The following is an 18,388-nucleotide window of genomic DNA, read 5'->3' on the forward strand; positions in this document are numbered from 1 at the left end:
TTCTATTTGCTCTATAAAATAAATTCGCGGTAAGGCACATTCCAGACTACCTCATGCGCCAGACGATGTCCTTCATAGCCGTCTTCCCCATAAGCTGTACCATGATCGGAAAAAACCATGCAAAACGTCTTGCCCCGATTTCGCAAAGCATCAAACAAACGTCCAAGTTCACCATCCACATACCGCAAGGCTGCCCGTTGAGACTCCACTGAATCTTTGGCTGCGCCCTTCACAAAATAATGATTAGGCCCATGGATCGCTGATACATTCAGAAATAAAAACAAGCGCTGTGACGGGTCTGCATTTTCCAACAGTTTCAGAGCATGATTCACCTGATTCTCCGTCGAACGGGGGTTGGTAACACCAAAGTTCATACGCCAGTAGCTTTCTTGGAAATATCCAGGCAGCACCTTGGCAAGCTTATTTTTCTTTGTGAAAAAAATAACGCCGCCGATACAGATGGTCCGATAACCTTCACCCTCTAGCCCGGATACAATATCCGGGGCATCGAACAGCCACGTATGTGGATGCGTACGCAATCCCGTATCCTTGGTGTGGAACAGACGGATATGTGAAGTCTTATCTGTATTCGCTGGAGTCGGCAAAAATCCGCCAAAAAAAGCATGATGTGCAGCATAGGTAAAGCTACCCGGTGTATGGCGCTTTTCCCACGACCCGGAGCCGCACAAATTCGGACAGTTCTCTTCTTCCAGCTTTGCTACGTCATAACGCAGAGTATCAAGCGTAATCATGACAATATCATGAGAGCCGACAATTTGATTCATATCAGTCATATCTGTCTTTCCTTTCCGTACCCACGCTCCTATTAGCGAGGTGCAGCATTTCCCATTCATACGGGTTCCAACCCTGATGTTCAACCCGGTACAGCAAATCACCGAACGGATTAACATCTAACACATAGGGACGACCCCCATGAGCCGGAACCAGTACATCCAGTCCAGCAACCATGGACGCCGGAAAAACACTCATAGCGGCTTTCGCAGTAAGCTGGACCGATTCCACCGTATTCTGTGGTAATCCGGCTTCCTTCAGCGAGAGCCGCTCATTACGCAAATGCAAATTGGTAATAGGGCTGTGGCTCAAACGTAAAACCGCATGGCAAGCTTCTGATCCGCACACGAGTTGGCGCACATCATAAACACGCCCGTTCAAGGTCGCTTTGGGAATCCAGCGCTCTACATGTACCCCTTCCAGACAAAGCCAGTTAAGGATAGCATGAATGTCTTGCTTATCCGTATAACGACGCAATCGTCCGGCATTATAATACACGCGCTGTCCGTGTATGATTTCCGTTCCAATCGTGGTCACCGCCAGTTCTGCGTGTGTATGGGGGTGTACCTGATAGGCCATGACACCAGAAGCACCGGACCCACAAAATATTTTCACAAATACGCGGTGAAACCCGCTCTCCTTCATTGCCGTGTGCAGATCGACAACATCACGAAATGCACCACCTGAAGATGCAAGCACTGGTGGAACCCTTATATCTGCCTTGCCTAAATCGGCGCTACAACGCCGTTTGTCGAACATCACGGCAACTTCCGCCGGGTCGTTCATCCAGTGTGACGAGGGCCAGAGCAGAGCCACTTCATCCCGTAGCCAGGCCAGCAGACGGCAATAGCCCCGGAACCATTGTGCCGGGTGCCAAATACGACCGTGCTGCTCCTGCAGACATCGCGCTTCTGCCGCCGATATACCTGTGCCTTGTGTCCATTCCGGACATGGCAACAGAGAATCGTCTCCCTCAGCATCCGGAGCGCCTAGGGCAATCAACTCACGCTCTACCTCAAAGCTTTCGCCCGGTGCATCCAGGCGAAGCAGCGGACCACTGTCCATCTGCCCCGCCAGTAACTGATCAATGCTCTCTTGCACAAAGGAACTGCCATTCACGCTATCTTGCGTAGCTCGTGCAGCTATTCGCAACATCAGCTCGCTCAGACCTTGTTTCTGCCGAATAGCTTCCAGCACATTCTTATAGGAAACCTCCAGAGCGGGCGGAAGCATTAATCTGCTTCTCGCCTCCTGCAGCCCAGTAGTTCGACGATTTCCCGGATTACCGAACAAGATAAACGGCTCGCTGACATTACAGTCTGACATCCTAACCATAGAGCCGCCTCACTTTAGATCAATTTAATTTTGAAAACAGTCCGTTTTAGAAATCCATTTGTACAAATTACTCAGTCAGTGATGGATAGCGCCAATCATCTTCCTCATCCGCTTCTTGTTGATCTTCCACGTTCACAGATAGACCTGAGTTTTTCCAACGTTGCATCATTTCACTAGACATATAATGATAGCTCAAATCCAGATGCTTCAGCCCTTTTATACTTTCACTAGCCAGTAGTGCTTCTGCACCTTTATCAGACAACGTACCTTGTGAGAGATCCAGCACTTCCAATTGTCCAATCACAGGGGCATTAGCTGCTGCAATTGCAATTTCATCCTGTATTTCACTATCTTTGAGTCCCAAGTATGTAAGTTTGGGAAAAGGATTGCTGTCTAAAAACGGCAAAACATCTTTCAGGCTACCGTCAAAGCCATAGTTCTCGACACCCAAATACAGTTCCAACTTGCGCAGTTCAGGCAGTTCAGCATTACGTATTTGCTCAAGAACGCTCACAGGCAGACCACCACAGATAATAACCAATTCTTGAAGATGGTTATGACGAAGCGGCTCCAAGCTCAGGTCCTGGCTACCTTTGATATGAAAGGACTCCAATGCTGGAAACGCTTCTAACAATGGGGACAGATTCGTCTGGTTAATCCAGGAAACCTCACACTCATCGTATTCCATATCACCAATAAACAGTTTGCGTATCTTAGGGAATTGATCTTTGAGTTTCACTAACACTGGGATAAAATCCTCTGGTGAACTTTCATAGGCGCCGCCCCAATCTCCAATGATGAGATCTGTAACTTGCGCGCTCTCCGGCTTGGCTGCCAGTTCCTCAATAGATTTAGCCATCGTTTGGCCATTCTCATAAGCTTCATAATCCACTACCAATTTCACTTCCATCTTACAATTCCTCCGATCATTTATCTGAGAATGTAATAAATCTTGAAAACTATCTATTTCCAATTTAGTCTATCCTATTCTACCAATGTTCGTCAAAAATAGTCCTATATCGACATCAATCCTATGTAAAATATGCTCAATGAAATAAAAACAAGACAGACCGCTAAGCGGACTGTCTTGTGCATATATCTGTAATAAACTTCTACTATTATATAGTAGTAATTCTAGAACCAAATTATTGGCTAATTGTAATCGGTGAGTTATCGGACAGCAATGCCAGATTATTCACGATCACATTCTCCTCATTGCTCAAGCCACTGGTAACGAGTGTTTGTGAACCTGCCGTCTGAACAGTCTTCACTTCCTTACGTTTCGCATGGTCTCCGTTTACAACATATACATATTCTTTACCTTGATCCTTTTGAACTGCCGCAGTAGGAACCACAATGCCCTCTTGTGCATTGGCAGCGACAAAGCTGATATCAGCCAACATGCCGGATTTCAGTTTCGTGTCTGGATTCGCTACTGAGATTTTTACAGGATAGCCTTTTCCACTTGCATCCAACGGGCTTACATTTTTAACTGTACCTGTTGTTACAATGTTGGAAGCTGCAACACGAACCTGTACCTTGTCACCTGCTTTTACATTGTTGATCTGTTCCGCTGGAACATAGATCAAAGTATTGACCGTACTCAGATTAGCGATGACCAGCGCAGGAGACTGAGCGGATACCATTTCGCCCACTTCTGCATTTTTCGTGCCCACAATACCATTGATCGGTGACGTTACAACAGTATCATCCAATGCGTCCTGAGCAATGTTCACATTCAGCTGAGCCTGCTTAAGAGATTGTTGGCTGGACTCGATAACCGCAGTATTTTGAGATACTTTGAGCTGATTTTGCGCATTACTGTAACCGCTATTTGCATTACTGTAGCTATTTTTTGCTGAATCATAGCTGTTGCGAGCTGTAGTTAGAGCCTTCTGCGCAGCTACCAGCTGATCTTGCGCGTTAGCCTGCGCATTTTGTGCATTATTGTAAGCCGCTTCCGCATTCACGACTGCTGTTTTGGCTTGTTCTAATTGAGCTTGAGTGCTCGCACCTGCATCAAATAGACTTTGTGTACGTGTTACATTCTTCTGTGCATCTGCCAAAGCTTGCTGCGTTTGTTTCACCGTATTGGCTGCCGAGGAGACACCATGTGTTGCTTGTTCTACGGCTGTAGTGGCTTGATTAATAGCTCCCTGTGCCTGATTGATTGCACTTTGGGATTGAATCACGCCACTCTTGGACTGCACTAAGCCCGAGTTTGCCTGAACCATCGTAGATTCGTGGGATGCTTGAGCGGTGCTTACTCCGGCTGCTGCCGCAGCTGCTGCGGCGCGGGCTTTCGCAACATTATTCCGCATGTCCTTATCATCAAGCTTGAACAGTACTTGACCCTTTTTAACCTCGGAGCCAATATCCACAGGCAGTTCAACCACTTTACCGCCCACTTTAGGCACGATGTTCACCGTCTCCGATGGTGTAACCGTTCCTGTATAAATATTCCCCTGTCCGATAATTCCCTGCTGTGCTTGGCTGATTTTAACCGGAACGACCATATCCTGAGCCGCCCCGCTATTACTGGAGCAGCCTGCCAGCACTGCGCCGCCGAGCACTAAAGCCGCTAATGTACTTTCTACTCTCAATATTTTCATGATAATTCCCTTTCTTTCTGTCCGTGGAAATAATGTAAGCCATCCAGTCGTATTTTATAATTCCTTGATTAAGCTTCCGGCTGTGTCTTTGCTTTCTTCCTCTGAATAAACAAAAAGATTAGTGGAATCGTGCAAAACAGCGGTATGGATGAAATGAGGAACGTATCCCCAATTCCTCTTGATGTAGCATCCAGTGTGATTAAACTACTTATGGATGACATCCATGAGCTGCCCAATGTCGCTTGTAGCGTATGAGCCGAGTCCGGTGTAATGGACTCCGAAATTTGCTGGGCATGAGCAGCCGAACGGCTTTGCATAATGGCGGTTAGCACTGCAATCGCCATAGATGCAGCTACAGTACGTACCAGATTGGATGCTGTAGATGCATTGGCTACCTTGCTCGGATGAACGGCATTCATACCGACCGTGGATAATGGCATCATGCAAATACCAATTCCCAGACCCCGTAATGCCATTACGGTTTCCAACCAGGCATGCGAAGTATCTGGCGTAAGCTGGTGAAGATGATAGGTCATAAAGCTGGTTAGCGTCAGGCCCACAAGTCCCAAAGGCACAATGCCGAACTTATCGAACAGCTTCCCGGCAATAGGCATCATAGCCGCCATAGCAATGGCCTGTGGAATGAGGATAATACCGGTATCAATCGGTGACACCCGCTGGATATTTTGCAAAAACAACGGTGTTAGGAACGTTCCTCCGTACATCCCCATCATGACCAGACTCGAGGCAATAACACTAATCGTATACTTTGAATTCTTGAATAATGAGATTTCAATTACAGCATTATCCTTGCCGCTTTCTACATAAATCAGAAAAACAAGTGCCCAGAAAGCAATAAACAGCAGGGATACAATTCCAAAAGAAGTCCAGCCATCACGCTGGCCGTTGGTCAATGCGTACAAGAGTGTTCCGGCACAAGTTGCGGCCAGCAAAAAGCCCGGTAGATCAAACGGCTTCGGCTCTACTTTAGGCGGCTCTTTGATTAGAAGAATAACCATTAAAATTGCAAATAAAGCAACCGGCACACTGACAATAAACAAGAACCGCCAGTTAAACCACTCAATCAAATATCCGCTAAGCGTAGGCCCTACAGCCGGCGCTGCCATTGCGGCGATCCCCCATATACCAAGGGACATACCGATTTGTTCACGCGGCATAATTTTGTAAATAATCGTCATACTCAGCGGCATAATAACACCACCGCCCAGACCAGCCAGCACCCGTGCTGCGATCAGGGAAGAATCACTCCATGCAAAAATACATATTCCCGTTCCCAGCGAAAAAACACTGAGCGCAAGAATCAAAAACTTTTTGTATCCGAGGCGCTGCTCCATATATCCGGTAATCGGTACAATTACACCAGATGCAAGCGTGTAACCTGTAATAACCCACTGAATACGTGTCGTCGTAGATCCTAAATCCGTCGTCAATCTTGGAATGGCGACATTGATCAGACTGTTGTTCAGAATGGCGACAAAGGCGCCTAAAACGATAGCGAAAAAGGCAAGCCAGCGTTCTTTGGAAGAATCTGTCGAAGGAGCAGCAGCAATATCATTGGCAGCCACATGGACCCCTCCTTTTTAAGGTGTATGAATTTTTACTTCCACGTTCGTTCCAGGAATAAGCTTCAGATCCTTCGGCTTGTTCACAGCAATCTCTACAGGCACACGCTGAGTCACCTTGTTAAAATTACCACTTGTGTTTACTGCAGGAACGAGTGAGAACACGGCGTTGGAGGCTTCGCCTACTTTACGAACTTTACCCTGAATCACCTGGTCCCCTGCTGCATCAAGCGTAATGTCAACAAGCTGTCCTGGTTTAATGCGGTTAATGTCATTTTCTTCAATATTCGTGGATACATACAAGCTGTTCATATCCACCATAGTTGCAACAGCACTACCCGGCGATCCGATTTCATGCTCTTTCGAATAAATCTTAATGACAGTTCCATTGATCGGCGCGCGCAGTACGGACTTGCTGATCATGCTCGCATCCAGCCCTGATACATCCTGCTCGGCAATCGGTTCATTACGCTGAACAACATCTCCTTCTTCCACATCAATGTGGCTTATTTCTCCGGAGATTTGCGGCATTACCTTATATTGATCGGCTTGAATGCGCGCATCGTCACTTTTAACAAAGTGTGTTGCTTGATACCAATAATAGTAGCCAATAGCTCCACCGCTCAGAACGAGCAGTACAATGAGGATTGGCAATACAGTTTTCTTACTCACTTCTTCCACCCCTGTTGTCCAAAAAATTTTTATTATTCAACGCTAATATTTTAAAATTGAAATATTAGGCCATTAAACCAAATGGAGAACGTAAATAAACACATGGCAACGTGCCATGCAAAAGACAGGACTTATTTTATGTACATAGGACAATCTGATCCATGGTCCACAAACCGTCTTTTATATTTAAATATTTTCATATAACTATTGTACATTGAAATATTATAGATATATTTATCTATTCAGGCAACATAAATTTTCAGTTTTTTCATAATTTTTTTTCATAAAAAAGAACCTTGTTTCCAAGGCTCTTTCACGAAAAGGGATAGTTTACAATTAAAGGGTTACACAATAATGTTAAGAGAAAGGCGTAGGTACAGCTGACCGTTGTTTGCAGTTTTTCGCCTCCTGTCCTTCCTTCGTGTTCTTATTCATTCTATTCCCTTGAGAAGCTTGCTTTTCCATGCAACCCCCGCAACGACAGCGTTCTGACGTCCCATGTACATCATCTTTGGAATCCCTCAATAGCCTCACATAATCCAGAGATTGCTGTAAAGAAGCAGGCCCCGGAATGAAGCGGACCTTCTTGCCTTCCAGCAGACAGTATACCTCAATAAGCTGAGGAAGGGCCCCAAATGCGTAATAACAAAATACATTTGTCATATGTTGGAATGTACTAATAACGTTAGGATTATAGTCAACGATGTACTTTTGAATGAGCAGGGAATCTGTTTCTGCTGATAGTTGCCAAGCAGCCTGAACAATAAGCGAAATATTGATCTCTAACTCAGGCACAGACGTACAAAATTGTTCATACAGCATCACAGGCACCATCAAGTCATTATTTAAGCCACAAATTTTTGACAACTCACCTGACACTTTATTTTTGACATCCCAATAATGGAACAAAGATTCAAAGCTGTCTGACTGCTTGGGCCACCATTTCTCCAGCACATACTGGACAGGGACTTCCCGCCGTACCTTTACTTCCATTCCAAAGTATTCGTTGAGCGCATGCCCTACTGCATATTGAACCCGTTGCCGCCAATTCCAGCCCTCACGCCCTCTTTTCCTCTGTGATTGACGGATTGGCTGTGGAGTTCTCCACATCTCCTCCAGCTGATAGTCGTGCAGAAGAGGAAAGCCGCTTAAGCTATCGCTATTGCGCATACCTATCCCTCACTCTCTTCTCAGGACACTTCAATACCAGCCTGTGCAAATTGTCTTCCGTAAGCTCGGCAATTCTCCTTATCATCATCCAATGGATTGAATTCAATCTTCAGACTCTCTTGAATGACCGATGCGCCGCGTTCTTTGACTTTTTCCTCTACCAAGTCCACTGCACCACAGAATTGCGTATAGGATGTATCTCCACTACCAAATACTGCCGTCTTTTTACCAGACAGATCAAGTTCGTCTAGTTCCTCGTAAAAATCCAAAAATTCATCAGGAAGCTCACCATCTCCCCATGTATATACACCCAGCAGGAACCCGTCATATGCGAGCAGTTCTTGCGCGCTGCAATCATACGAAGCCTTCAACTCAGCCTCATGTCCTGCCTGACGGACGCCCTCGGCGATCAATTCCGCAATTTCCTCTGTATTACCGGTCAAACTGGCATAAGTAATCATGATTTTACCCAAGTTCATCCCTCACCTTTATTTGAAATATGGGATGCTTTCACTCCCTGTTACTCAAATAATATTTGATAATGATTCTCATTGTCAAATATTAATTTCAAAAACTAGGTTTAATCTTGGGGAAATATACGCAAAACAGCCGCATGACATGCGGCTGCTGGCTGAAAACCTATGGATAAGCAAATTAATTAGAGGCCTGTTTAATGAAGTAGAATTTCAGCTGTGTTGATAAAAAAATATTATGTACGTACAATTTATTCCATTTTCATTATTATAATAAAAAACGGATGGTTGTACGTACAAGTGGGATTGGCTTCATTTTAATATGGAAGCGCTATAATTACAAGTATATCCGAGAAAAAATATTTTAAGACCAAGTGACTACTTACTTATTTATGTAATCATTCGATTGTTGCTGTGGTTTGTTGTACAATAGACTCCATATGGGGATTTCTGTGCAGCTTGCTGCCTGAATCCTGAATTGACTGCTGAAGGATGGATTGTACATGTATGTAGCACAAGAATGGAAAGACTATGAAGTAATGGATACAGGCGGTGGTGAAAAACTAGAACGTTGGGGTGATATTGTCCTGCGTCGTCCCGATCCGCAAATCATATGGCCTTTGGCCCAGGAAACAGCTGAATGGCGTAATGTTCATGGGCATTATCACCGCAGTTCCTCCGGTGGCGGCAACTGGGATATGAAAAAACCTATCCCTGAGCGCTGGACCATTAGCTATGGACCGCTTAAATTCCACATTAAACCGACCAGCTTTAAGCATACTGGTCTTTTCCCAGAGCAAGCAGCAAACTGGAGCTGGATGATGGATAAAATCAAAGGTGCAGGCAGACCCATTTCTGTACTGAACCTGTTTGCATACACGGGAGGAGCCACTACTGCTGCTGCGTATGCTGGAGCCAGTGTGGTTCACGTGGATGCCGCCAAAGGCATGGTACAGTGGGCAAAGGAAAACGTTCAATTGTCCGGTCTGGCTGACCGTCCGGTACGTTTCATTACGGACGACGTATTCAAGTTCGTGCAACGAGAACAACGTCGGGGCAACCGTTATGATGCCATTATTATGGACCCTCCTTCTTACGGGCGCGGACCGAACGGAGAAACTTGGAAGCTTGAAGAAAGCTTATACCCGTTTCTCGAATCCTGCATGAGCATCATTTCAGATCAACCGCTGTTCATGCTCATTAACTCCTATACTACAGGTATTTCGCCTACTGTATTGCGCAACATGCTGAGCATGACAATGCAACAAAAGTACGGCGGCCAAATTAGCGCTGGTGAAATCGGATTGCCGATCACACGCTCGGGATTGAATTTGCCTTGTGGTATTCTCGGACGCTGGGAGGCTTAAATTCCTCTTATGACTCAAAATGAACTTACTTGGCATGAACATGCACAGTCGAACATCCCTGTCCTATATGAGGACAATCATGTTTTGGCGGTTGTAAAGCCTGTCAATGTTCCAACGCAAGAGGATGCCAGTGGTGATCCTGATCTGTTGTCTTTACTCAAGGAAGATTTAAAAATTAGACACAATAAGCCTGGTAACGTTTTTTTGGGTTTAGTTCACAGACTGGATCGGCCTGTAGGTGGAGCCATGATTTTTGCTAAGACGTCCAAAGCTGCTTCTCGCCTGTCAGAGTCGGTTCGAAGTCGTCATTTTCACAAACTGTATACAGCCGTTCTGAATGGCGTTCCTACGGCCCCGCAAGGCCGTCTGACCCATTACCTGCTAAAGGATAGTCGAACCAACACGGTTCAAACGGTTCGGCCTGGCACGGCTGGTGCGAAGGAAGCCATTTTGGAGTATCGCGTAATCGGACAAGCAGATGGACTCAGTCTCGTGCAGATTAAGTTGCACACCGGACGCTCACACCAAATTCGTGTGCAAATGCAGGCGATCGGCTGTCCCCTCTACGGTGACCAAAAATATGGGGGTCATCTGAGTCGGCCCGGTCAACAGCTGGCGCTTTGGTCCTTACTCGCTGGAGCACCGCATCCGGTTAGCAAGGACGATATGAGATTTCACTCGTTACCTCCTGTCCAATTTCCATGGAATGAATGGCCCAGGTCGCTTTACGAGAACATGATTACGACTGAAATTTGAACCGAAAAGCCCTGCTCCATCTGGATATCTACATCCTCAATCCCCATTTGCACAAAGAACCTGCAATGCATGTTTGTTCACATGCGTTACAGGTTCTTTTTTGTAGAAAATTAAATTAATGCGTCATCTTATCCTTTTATGACGAGGAAGCCACGGACTGCCCCTTCTTGCTGTTTACCAGCTGTTGACGGGGATGGGCGTTTTTTGCATTCGTATGTTTGATAAAAAACGCTAAAATCAGAGCGGCCACACTCAACACTGTTGCAATGATAAAAGCCGAGTTAATCCCATAAATTGTAGCTTGATTGCCTGCAGCCAGCATCCCCACTTTATCCGTCATGGTTAGTCCCTCAGATGTAACAATCGACGTCAAACGGTTGCTGCTTTGTGTGGACATCACCGTCACCAGAATTGCCGTCCCAATTGAGCCGGAAATCATACGCAGCGTGTTACTCATCGCCGTACCATGTGCATTCAATCGTTGCGGAAGCTGATTCAACCCGGCCGTTTGGATCGGCATCATCAGCAAAGACATCCCGAACATCCGCACCGTATAATTAATTAACAGTGTCATATAGGTGGTTGTTTCGGTCAACCGTGTAAATTCCCAAGTTGTTATAGCCATGATCAGCAAACCAATTACAGACAACCAACGCGCTCCGATTCGGTCAAAAATAGCCCCCGTTACAGGAGACATGAGCCCCATCAGAATCGCTCCCGGTAACATTAGCATTCCGGACTGGAGCGGTGTAAAACCCCGAATATTTTGCAAATAAATTGGAAGCAATATCATACCGGCGTACAAAGCCATCGTCACAATCACATTAATGATTGTCGTTAAGCTGTACACATCGTATTTAAAGATACGGAACTCCAGCATAGGCTCATCTGCCTTCAATTGGCGAACAATAAACAAAATAAGCGCAATTGTCCCAACGATAAGCGTAGACAGGACCGGAATACTTCCCCAACCTGATGTTCCTGCATCACTAAAGCCGTATAACAGTCCACCGAAACCGAGCGTAGACAAAATGATGCCGGGAATGTCCAGCTTTGGCTTGGACTGCTCCGTTACATTTTTTAGAAAAATAAATCCGATCACAATCGAAATTACTGAAATCGGCAGGATGATCCAGAACAATACCCGCCAGTCATAATGCTGTACTATATAACCGGATAAGGTTGGCCCAATGGCTGGAGCAAAACCCATAGCAATCCCCAGGGTTCCCATCGCCCGGCCACGACGCTCTATTGGGTAGATGTTCAAGATAACGACCATCATTAAGGGCATCATGATACCTGCCCCCGCGGCCTGAATAAGCCGACCGATCAGCAATATGCTGAAGCTCGGTGCTATAGCACATAACAGCGTGCCGATTGAAAAAATAGTCATCGCACTAATAAACAATTTACGAGTGGAGAAACGGGCAATCAAGAACGCGGTCACCGGGATTAATACCCCATTCACGAGCATAAAGCCCGTGCTAAGCCACTGAGCTATATTGGCATCTATATTCAGATCACTCATCATTTTCGGTAAAGCCACACTGATCAACGTCTGATTTAATATCGCTACTATCGCGCCAATCAACAGAGCGGCCACAATGGGTGCTCTGCGTACATTACCTGGTAGTGTCATTTGAGGACTGCTCAAGTTGATTCATTCCCTTCGGTGTTAATTTCATAATCATTTGTTTATGGATATCCAGGACCATCTCTAGATGCTCCTTCGGAATGTCCAGAATGGGCAAGACGCGCTCCATCCACATGTCGTCTACTTTTTGCATGATATCTTTCCCTTCCGGCGTAAGCGTCAGCACTAAGGATCTACGGTCATGCTCATGCCGTCCGCGAGCAATATATCCTGCCTTGGTCAAGCGGTCAACCACCCCACTCATAGAGCTGCTTCCCACATGCGCTATGTCTGCCAACTCGGATAACCCGATGTCGGGGCGTTTATTCAGAATTGCCAAAGCCATATGCTGAATGGCCGTCAGATCCAAATGCTGCTCCTCATTCCAGAAGGCATAAAATATCGTTTTGTTAATCTCCCTTACCGATTGAATAATCCGGTACACCTCAAGTCTGTCTTCCTCTCTGTCACTCACTGAAACCATCCTTCTTTCTATTCCCCAATTCACAATCCATATACATAAACTAGCAACTATTTGCATGCGAAATGTTATTTATTTATAACTATTATTTTATCATCTCTTATGTAAATGTCAACATTCACCCAAATACCACCTATACTTCAACACAAAAAAGGCGCGGGTATGAATACCACGATAGGTATTTACATCCGCGCACTCCTACTTACCTTAAAATGATAACCTGCTGCGTACAGCTACTTTTCATGTAGCCACCATTCTAGTTATTCTGCTCGCTCTATTGGTTCCTTTACTCCCTCATTCTCACTTGCCGATACTGAAGTCTTCGCCTTCGTTGTAATTTTCCCCAACAAATAAACCAGCAAATTTTGATTGTGCTGAGAAATTCGGTTTAGTGCAGAACCCAGAAAATCATCCCGGATTCGCAATCCACGCTCTACTTCTTCTCTCCCTTGATCCGAGATAACAATCCATACAATTCTACGGTCCTTTACATCTCTGAAACGGGTGACCAGTCGATTCCGCTCCATCCGATCCAGCAGCATCGTAACCGCGGCTGGTGTGGTGGCGAGATATGGGATTAGTTGAGACGGTTTCATACGGCCGTATTCGTTCAAAACCTCCAGCACCGTAAGTTGAGCTTCCGTTAGTGATGGAGCCAGCTGCTGCTCCATATGAACCTTATAATCCTTAGCCATTCTGGACCAGATTTTCGCAAATTCGGTCGTTTGCATTTTGCCTCACTCCTTTAAATAACAGGGTCAGTAAAAGCATCAAAGTTACCGTATGGGCCACCGTCCGGATTGTATTTCATCACATTAAATTTTCGCCATTTAGCCCCGGTTTCCTGCCGTTTTTGAAGCATGAAATGAAAAGGGGAAGGAAGTCTCACCTGGGTTTTGAAGGCTGGTCAGAGTTCGACACCATGACGGCAAAAAGGTCCTCATTCGTGCCGGAATGGCACGAGAGGACCTCTCTTTTTCGAGCTAATAAGCGCTTGACTTTTCCTATTATTCTATAGACTGAGAAGCTTGCGGCTCACTACGCAGCAGCACATTCACAATTTCGTCCTTCTTCTCCACTGGAGCCAGCAGCTTGCCTGTATCTTTTCGGTCGGTCAAAGGAGCCTTTTCCGAAAGGAAGGACATCGTTTGTCCTTCTGCTGTGATTGCAAATAATTGAACAGCTTCACGGCAATAGAAGGCAGCCACGATTCGAGTTCCATTCGAACGTACTCGTTTGCCTTCCTTGAACTCAAAGGTGGTGATACCTTTGCCGCCTCTTCCCTGTGTAGGATAGTCCAACAGAAGCGTACGCTTACCATAACCGGACTCGGTCAGCACCAACACTTCTCCTTCATCCTCTTCTACCCATAACGCCGCGATAATTTCATCGCCCTCCGCTAGCTGTATACCTTTGACACCAGCCGAGACGCGGCCCATCGCATTAACCTCTTGCTCCTTGAAGCGTATACTCATACCCGCGCGGGTAATCAGCATAATATCCCGGGTACCCTCGCTTAACGTTACCGATAATACCTCATCGTCCCCTGCTACTTTGCAGGCGGCTACGGCACTAGAACGTTTTGTAGCATATTCTTTCAACTCTGTACGCTTTACTTGGCCCTTCTTAGTTACAAATACCAGACTTTTACCGATTTCCTCGATGTTTTTGAGCGGAATCACACTTACGATACGATCTTCCTTCGATAACGGAATGACGTTGACAATTGGAGTGCCCGGCTCTTTCCACTTATACTCTGGCACCTGATGTACAGGCAATAAAAAGTATTGTCCGCGCTGGGTGAAGACGAGCAATACATCCAGCGTGTTCACATCAAGCAATTGGGTAACGTAATCCCCTTCTTTAACACCGGAACTTGAACGTTCCCCGCCTGAACGAGTGAATGACAACATACTTGTACGTTTCACATATCCATCTTTCGAGAGTGTCAGCAACACATCCTCTGCTCCTACCATAACTTCCAGGTTCACCTTAATCTCTTCTACCTCGCCCTGGATATCTGAACGACGGTCAATGCCGTACTTTTCGCGAATTTCCAACAGTTCCTTGCGAATTAGGCTGATCAGCTTACGGTCACTTTCCAGAATAGAACGATATTGCGCGATTTTTTTCTGGATGTCACCCAGTTCTTTTTCAAGCGTGGTGATTTCCAGATTGGTGAGACGGTACAACTGCAAAGTCAAAATAGAATCTGCCTGACGTTCGCTAAAACCAAACATCCATTGCAAATTATTTTGCGCGTCCTGGCGATTTTTGGAAGCTTTAATGGCTGCAATGACCTCATCCAGAATGTTCAGCGCCTTGACCAAACCTTCCAGCACATGGGCACGATCCTCTGCCTTTTCCAGTTCATACTGGATACGGTGAGTAACAACTTCGCGTTGATGAGCAATATACGCTTCCAAAATGGACTTTAGCCCAAGCTGATGTGGCGCTTTGTTCACAATGGCTACCATGTTGAAGTTATATGCCACCTGTAGATCGGTTTTTTTCAGTAAATATGCTAAAATCCCTTCCGCATCGGCTTCCTTCTTTAGCTCGACAACAATGCGCAAACCATTTCGTCCACTCTCGTCACGAACCTCGGCAATCCCTTCCACCTTTTTCTCCAAACGGATATTTTCCATGGCGGTAACGAGTCTTGATTTGACGATCTGGTATGGGATTTCGGTAATGACCAGTTGCTGCTTACCTCCGCGCAAGGACTGGATTTCCGTTTTGGAACGAATATAAATGCGTCCTTTTCCCGTACGGTAAGCGTCCTTGATGCCTTCGCCACCCATAATGAGTCCACCAGTCGGGAAATCAGGACCTTTAATAAAGGTCATAATCTCTTCCAACTCAATCTCCGGCTTTTCCATCACCGCAATGCTGGCATCAATAACTTCGCGTAAACTATGTGTAGGAATCTCTGTCGCAAATCCCGCCGAGATCCCACTGGAACCGTTCACCAATAAATTTGGATAACGAGACGGCAACACAACAGGCTCTTTGGCCGAGTTATCAAAATTGTCCTTGAACAAAACCGTACGCTTTTCAATATCGCGTAGCATTTCCATTGCGATCGGAGACAAGCGAGCCTCCGTGTAACGCATAGCTGCTGCCGGGTCATCATCCTGGGAACCCCAGTTACCGTGACCGTCCACCAGCACGTGACTCATTTTCCAGGGTTGTGCCATCCGTACCATGCCGTCGTAAATCGACGAGTCACCGTGGGGGTGGTAATTACCCATAACGTCCCCAACGGTTTTGGCCGATTTACGATATGCTTTATCCGGCGTATTGCCCGAATCGTACATTGCATAAAGAATACGACGTTGTACGGGTTTTAATCCGTCCCTTACATCGGGTATCGCCCGATCCTGAATAATATATTTGGAATATCGGCCAAAGCGGTCACCGACCACTTCCTCCAGAAAAGCTGGCAAAAACTGCTCCGATAAGCTCATGTTTACACCTCATTTGATAGCACTACTCTACGTATTCCGTGAAATCTACGTTTTCCACGATCCAGCGTTTGCGCGGGTCCACCTTATCCCCCATCAAAGTGGACACCCTACGTTCAGCCTTGGCTGCATCCTCTATCTGAACGCGTAACAAGGTGCGTGAATCAGGATTCATCGTTGTTTCCCATAACTGATCAGGGTTCATTTCCCCAAGTCCTTTATAGCGCTGAAGCTCAAAATTTCGTCCAAATTCTTTCAAATAATTATCAAGCTGCTCGTCAGTCCAAGCATAACGCACCGTTTCGAGCTTACCCGACTTTCGAGTTATTTTATACAATGGCGGTTGAGCAATAAATATGCGTCCTGCATCAATAAGCTCTTTCATGTACCGATAAAAGAACGTCAACAACAGCACTTGAATGTGCGCACCATCTGTATCTGCATCGGTCATAATGATGATTTTGGAATAATTGCTGTCTTCCAGCGAAAACTCTGTTCCTACCCCCGCACCAATAGCTGCTGTAATAGCACGGTACTCATCATTCTTCATAATATCCGCCAGTTTGGATTTCTCCGGATTCATCGGTTTACCCTTTAGCGGTAAGATGGCCTGAATTTTGGAATCCCGTCCCTGCTTGGCTGATCCTCCAGCCGAATCGCCTTCCACAATAAACAACTCATTACGTGTAAAATCCTTGGACTGCGCAGGCGACAGTTTACCATTCAAATTGGAACTTTCACTGCGCTTTTTACCGGAACGCATCTCATCCCGAGCTTTACGTGCAGCTTCACGCGCTCTGGATGCTTGAACTGCCTTCTTGATCAAAGTTTGTGCTATCTGCGGATTTTCTTCCAAAAAACGCTGCATCTGCTCAGATACGATGGCATCCACTGTACTCCGTGCCGAAGCGCTACCCAGTTGATCCTTTGTCTGACCGACAAATTCAACCTCAGCCATCTTGACACTGATTACAGCCATCATGCCCTCACGTAGATCGTTGCCCTCCAAGTTTTTATCCTTTTCTTTCAACATCACCGTTTTGCGCGCATAGTCGTTCATGACACGAGTGTAAGCGGTTTTGAATCCCGTTTCATGCGTACCTCCGCCACGTGTCGGAATGGAGTTAACGAACGAAGCAATCGTCTCTGTATAACCCGCATTGTACTGGATGGCAATCTCTACTTCAATGTCTTCTTTCTCGGCATTAAAGTGAATAACGTCATGCAGCACATCCTTGCCCTCATTCAGAAAAGCAACAAACTGACTTGCGCCACCCTCATAAAAATACTCATCTGATTTTCCGCTGCGTTCGTCTTTAAGTTGAATACGAAGGCCCGAATTTAGAAAAGCAATCTCCTGAAGGCGTTCAGCCAACGTATCGTAGTTAAAATGAATGCCTGCCTGAAATACACGAATATCCGGTTTAAATGTAATTTTCGAGCCCGTCTTGTTAGTATTGCCCAGCACTTCAAGGCCTGTGGTCGGTTCCCCGACATGCTCCACGCCCTTCTTGTCCTGCCAATATTCAAACCGCTGACGGTGAATCTTACCGTCTCGGTAAATTTCTACTTCAAGCCATTCCGAAAGAGCGTTCGTTACAGACGCACCTACACCGTGCAGACCCCCGGACTTTTTATATCCCGAACCGCCAAACTTACCTCCGGCGTGCAAAATGGTGAATACAACCTGAGGCGTAGGAATTCCCGTTTTGTGCATTCCCGTAGGAATACCGCGCCCGTTGTCTGATACCGTAATGGAACCGTCCTTATGCATTGTAATATCAATGCGAGAGCAAAACCTGGCGAGATGTTCATCCACCGCGTTGTCTACAATTTCCCATACCAAATGATGCAGCCCCGAAGAACTGGTGCTCCCGATGTACATGCCCGGCCGTTTGCGAACTGCCACAAGCCCTTCGAGCACTTGAATGTCGTCCGCGCCATATTCTGAAGCTCCGCTTTGTGTGCCGGACACTCCCGCAGACAAGTCGATTTTGTCGACCATTCATGCTCCCCCTTTGTCTAATCGTAACCGTGTTTTGCCTTA

At 46.1% G+C, this 18,388-nt stretch carries 15 protein-coding genes; 2 read left to right on the forward strand and 13 right to left on the reverse strand.

Features of this window, described 5'->3' with window-relative positions:
- Positions 1-11: 11 nt before the first annotated feature.
- From MKY75_RS13830 to MKY75_RS13865, 8 genes are all read right to left on the reverse strand, one after another.
- The gene (locus MKY75_RS13830; RefSeq protein ID WP_307345875.1) at positions 12-794 is read right to left on the reverse strand and encodes an STM4013/SEN3800 family hydrolase; all 783 of its coding nucleotides are present in this window, start codon (positions 792-794) and stop codon (positions 12-14) included.
- The gene (locus MKY75_RS13835; protein WP_340885668.1) at positions 787-2,127 is read right to left on the reverse strand and encodes an STM4014 family protein; all 1,341 of its coding nucleotides are present in this window, start codon (positions 2,125-2,127) and stop codon (positions 787-789) included. Before MKY75_RS13835 ends, MKY75_RS13830 begins: the two co-directional genes overlap by 8 nt.
- 67 nt (positions 2,128-2,194) lie before the next feature.
- A complete protein-coding gene (locus MKY75_RS13840; RefSeq protein ID WP_340885669.1) occupies positions 2,195-3,037 on the reverse strand; it encodes an STM4015 family protein in 843 nt (280 codons plus the stop codon).
- A gap of 235 nt (positions 3,038-3,272) precedes the next feature.
- The gene (locus tag MKY75_RS13845) at positions 3,273-4,739 is read right to left on the reverse strand and encodes an efflux RND transporter periplasmic adaptor subunit (RefSeq protein ID WP_039271208.1); all 1,467 of its coding nucleotides are present in this window, start codon (positions 4,737-4,739) and stop codon (positions 3,273-3,275) included.
- A gap of 68 nt (positions 4,740-4,807) precedes the next feature.
- A complete protein-coding gene (locus MKY75_RS13850) occupies positions 4,808-6,325 on the reverse strand; it encodes a DHA2 family efflux MFS transporter permease subunit (protein ID WP_061831583.1) in 1,518 nt (505 codons plus the stop codon).
- A gap of 15 nt (positions 6,326-6,340) precedes the next feature.
- A complete protein-coding gene (locus tag MKY75_RS13855; RefSeq protein WP_069010635.1) occupies positions 6,341-6,994 on the reverse strand; it encodes an HlyD family secretion protein in 654 nt (217 codons plus the stop codon).
- A gap of 357 nt (positions 6,995-7,351) precedes the next feature.
- Complete coding sequence (locus MKY75_RS13860) at positions 7,352-8,164, reverse strand: hypothetical protein (RefSeq protein ID WP_069010637.1); 813 nt, start codon at positions 8,162-8,164, stop codon at positions 7,352-7,354.
- 20 nt (positions 8,165-8,184) lie between these two features.
- Positions 8,185-8,643 (reverse strand): flavodoxin, encoded by a 459-nt coding sequence (locus MKY75_RS13865; protein ID WP_039271202.1) that lies wholly within the window; start codon positions 8,641-8,643, stop codon positions 8,185-8,187.
- A gap of 497 nt (positions 8,644-9,140) precedes the next feature.
- Between MKY75_RS13865 and MKY75_RS13870 the strand changes: the two genes are divergently transcribed.
- Together MKY75_RS13870 and MKY75_RS13875 are read left to right on the forward strand one after the other, a co-directional pair.
- Complete coding sequence (locus tag MKY75_RS13870; protein ID WP_028540694.1) at positions 9,141-10,004, forward strand: class I SAM-dependent methyltransferase; 864 nt, start codon at positions 9,141-9,143, stop codon at positions 10,002-10,004.
- 9 nt (positions 10,005-10,013) lie between these two features.
- Positions 10,014-10,760: an RluA family pseudouridine synthase gene (locus tag MKY75_RS13875; RefSeq protein WP_069010639.1), complete on the forward strand. Its 747-nt coding sequence runs from the start codon at positions 10,014-10,016 to the stop codon at positions 10,758-10,760.
- 136 nt (positions 10,761-10,896) lie between these two features.
- Here MKY75_RS13875 and MKY75_RS13880 read toward each other — a convergent pair whose 3' ends face one another.
- The 5 genes from MKY75_RS13880 to parE form a co-directional block, all read right to left on the reverse strand.
- On the reverse strand, positions 10,897-12,399 hold the full coding sequence (locus tag MKY75_RS13880; protein WP_340885671.1) for a DHA2 family efflux MFS transporter permease subunit: 1,503 nt from the start codon (positions 12,397-12,399) through the stop codon (positions 10,897-10,899).
- Entirely contained in the window at positions 12,383-12,868 is a 486-nt protein-coding gene (locus tag MKY75_RS13885; protein WP_318627194.1) for a MarR family winged helix-turn-helix transcriptional regulator, read from the reverse strand. The genes MKY75_RS13880 and MKY75_RS13885 overlap by 17 nt, the downstream gene beginning before the upstream one ends.
- A gap of 266 nt (positions 12,869-13,134) precedes the next feature.
- Positions 13,135-13,605 (reverse strand): MarR family winged helix-turn-helix transcriptional regulator, encoded by a 471-nt coding sequence (locus tag MKY75_RS13890; RefSeq protein ID WP_318627193.1) that lies wholly within the window; start codon positions 13,603-13,605, stop codon positions 13,135-13,137.
- Between the two features lie 276 nt (positions 13,606-13,881).
- Positions 13,882-16,344: a DNA gyrase subunit A gene (gene gyrA / locus MKY75_RS13895; RefSeq protein ID WP_254325447.1), complete on the reverse strand. Its 2,463-nt coding sequence runs from the start codon at positions 16,342-16,344 to the stop codon at positions 13,882-13,884.
- Between the two features lie 22 nt (positions 16,345-16,366).
- The gene (gene parE, locus MKY75_RS13900) at positions 16,367-18,346 is read right to left on the reverse strand and encodes a DNA topoisomerase IV subunit B (protein ID WP_340885673.1); all 1,980 of its coding nucleotides are present in this window, start codon (positions 18,344-18,346) and stop codon (positions 16,367-16,369) included.
- Positions 18,347-18,388: the final 42 nt, after the last annotated feature.

This window comes from Paenibacillus sp. FSL L8-0663, assembly GCF_038008125.1.
Taxonomy (GTDB): domain Bacteria; phylum Bacillota; class Bacilli; order Paenibacillales; family Paenibacillaceae; genus Paenibacillus; species Paenibacillus polymyxa_D.

What these genes read in the sequence shown, in the direction of transcription:
- MKY75_RS13830 (WP_307345875.1), bottom strand. Translation starts at nt 794, where the DNA reads ATGACTGATATGAATCAAATTGTCGGCTCTCATGATATTGTCATGATT.
- MKY75_RS13845 (WP_039271208.1), bottom strand. Translation starts at nt 4,739, where the DNA reads ATGAAAATATTGAGAGTAGAAAGTACATTAGCGGCTTTAGTGCTCGGC.
- MKY75_RS13865 (WP_039271202.1), bottom strand. Translation starts at nt 8,643, where the DNA reads ATGAACTTGGGTAAAATCATGATTACTTATGCCAGTTTGACCGGTAAT.
- MKY75_RS13875 (WP_069010639.1), top strand. Translation starts at nt 10,014, where the DNA reads ATGACTCAAAATGAACTTACTTGGCATGAACATGCACAGTCGAACATC.
- MKY75_RS13840 (WP_340885669.1), bottom strand. Translation starts at nt 3,037, where the DNA reads ATGGAAGTGAAATTGGTAGTGGATTATGAAGCTTATGAGAATGGCCAA.
- MKY75_RS13835 (WP_340885668.1), bottom strand. Translation starts at nt 2,127, where the DNA reads ATGGTTAGGATGTCAGACTGTAATGTCAGCGAGCCGTTTATCTTGTTC.
- MKY75_RS13890 (WP_318627193.1), bottom strand. Translation starts at nt 13,605, where the DNA reads ATGCAAACGACCGAATTTGCGAAAATCTGGTCCAGAATGGCTAAGGAT.
- MKY75_RS13870 (WP_028540694.1), top strand. Translation starts at nt 9,141, where the DNA reads ATGTATGTAGCACAAGAATGGAAAGACTATGAAGTAATGGATACAGGC.
- MKY75_RS13880 (WP_340885671.1), bottom strand. Translation starts at nt 12,399, where the DNA reads ATGACACTACCAGGTAATGTACGCAGAGCACCCATTGTGGCCGCTCTG.
- MKY75_RS13860 (WP_069010637.1), bottom strand. Translation starts at nt 8,164, where the DNA reads ATGCGCAATAGCGATAGCTTAAGCGGCTTTCCTCTTCTGCACGACTAT.
- gyrA (WP_254325447.1), bottom strand. Translation starts at nt 16,344, where the DNA reads ATGAGCTTATCGGAGCAGTTTTTGCCAGCTTTTCTGGAGGAAGTGGTC.
- parE (WP_340885673.1), bottom strand. Translation starts at nt 18,346, where the DNA reads ATGGTCGACAAAATCGACTTGTCTGCGGGAGTGTCCGGCACACAAAGC.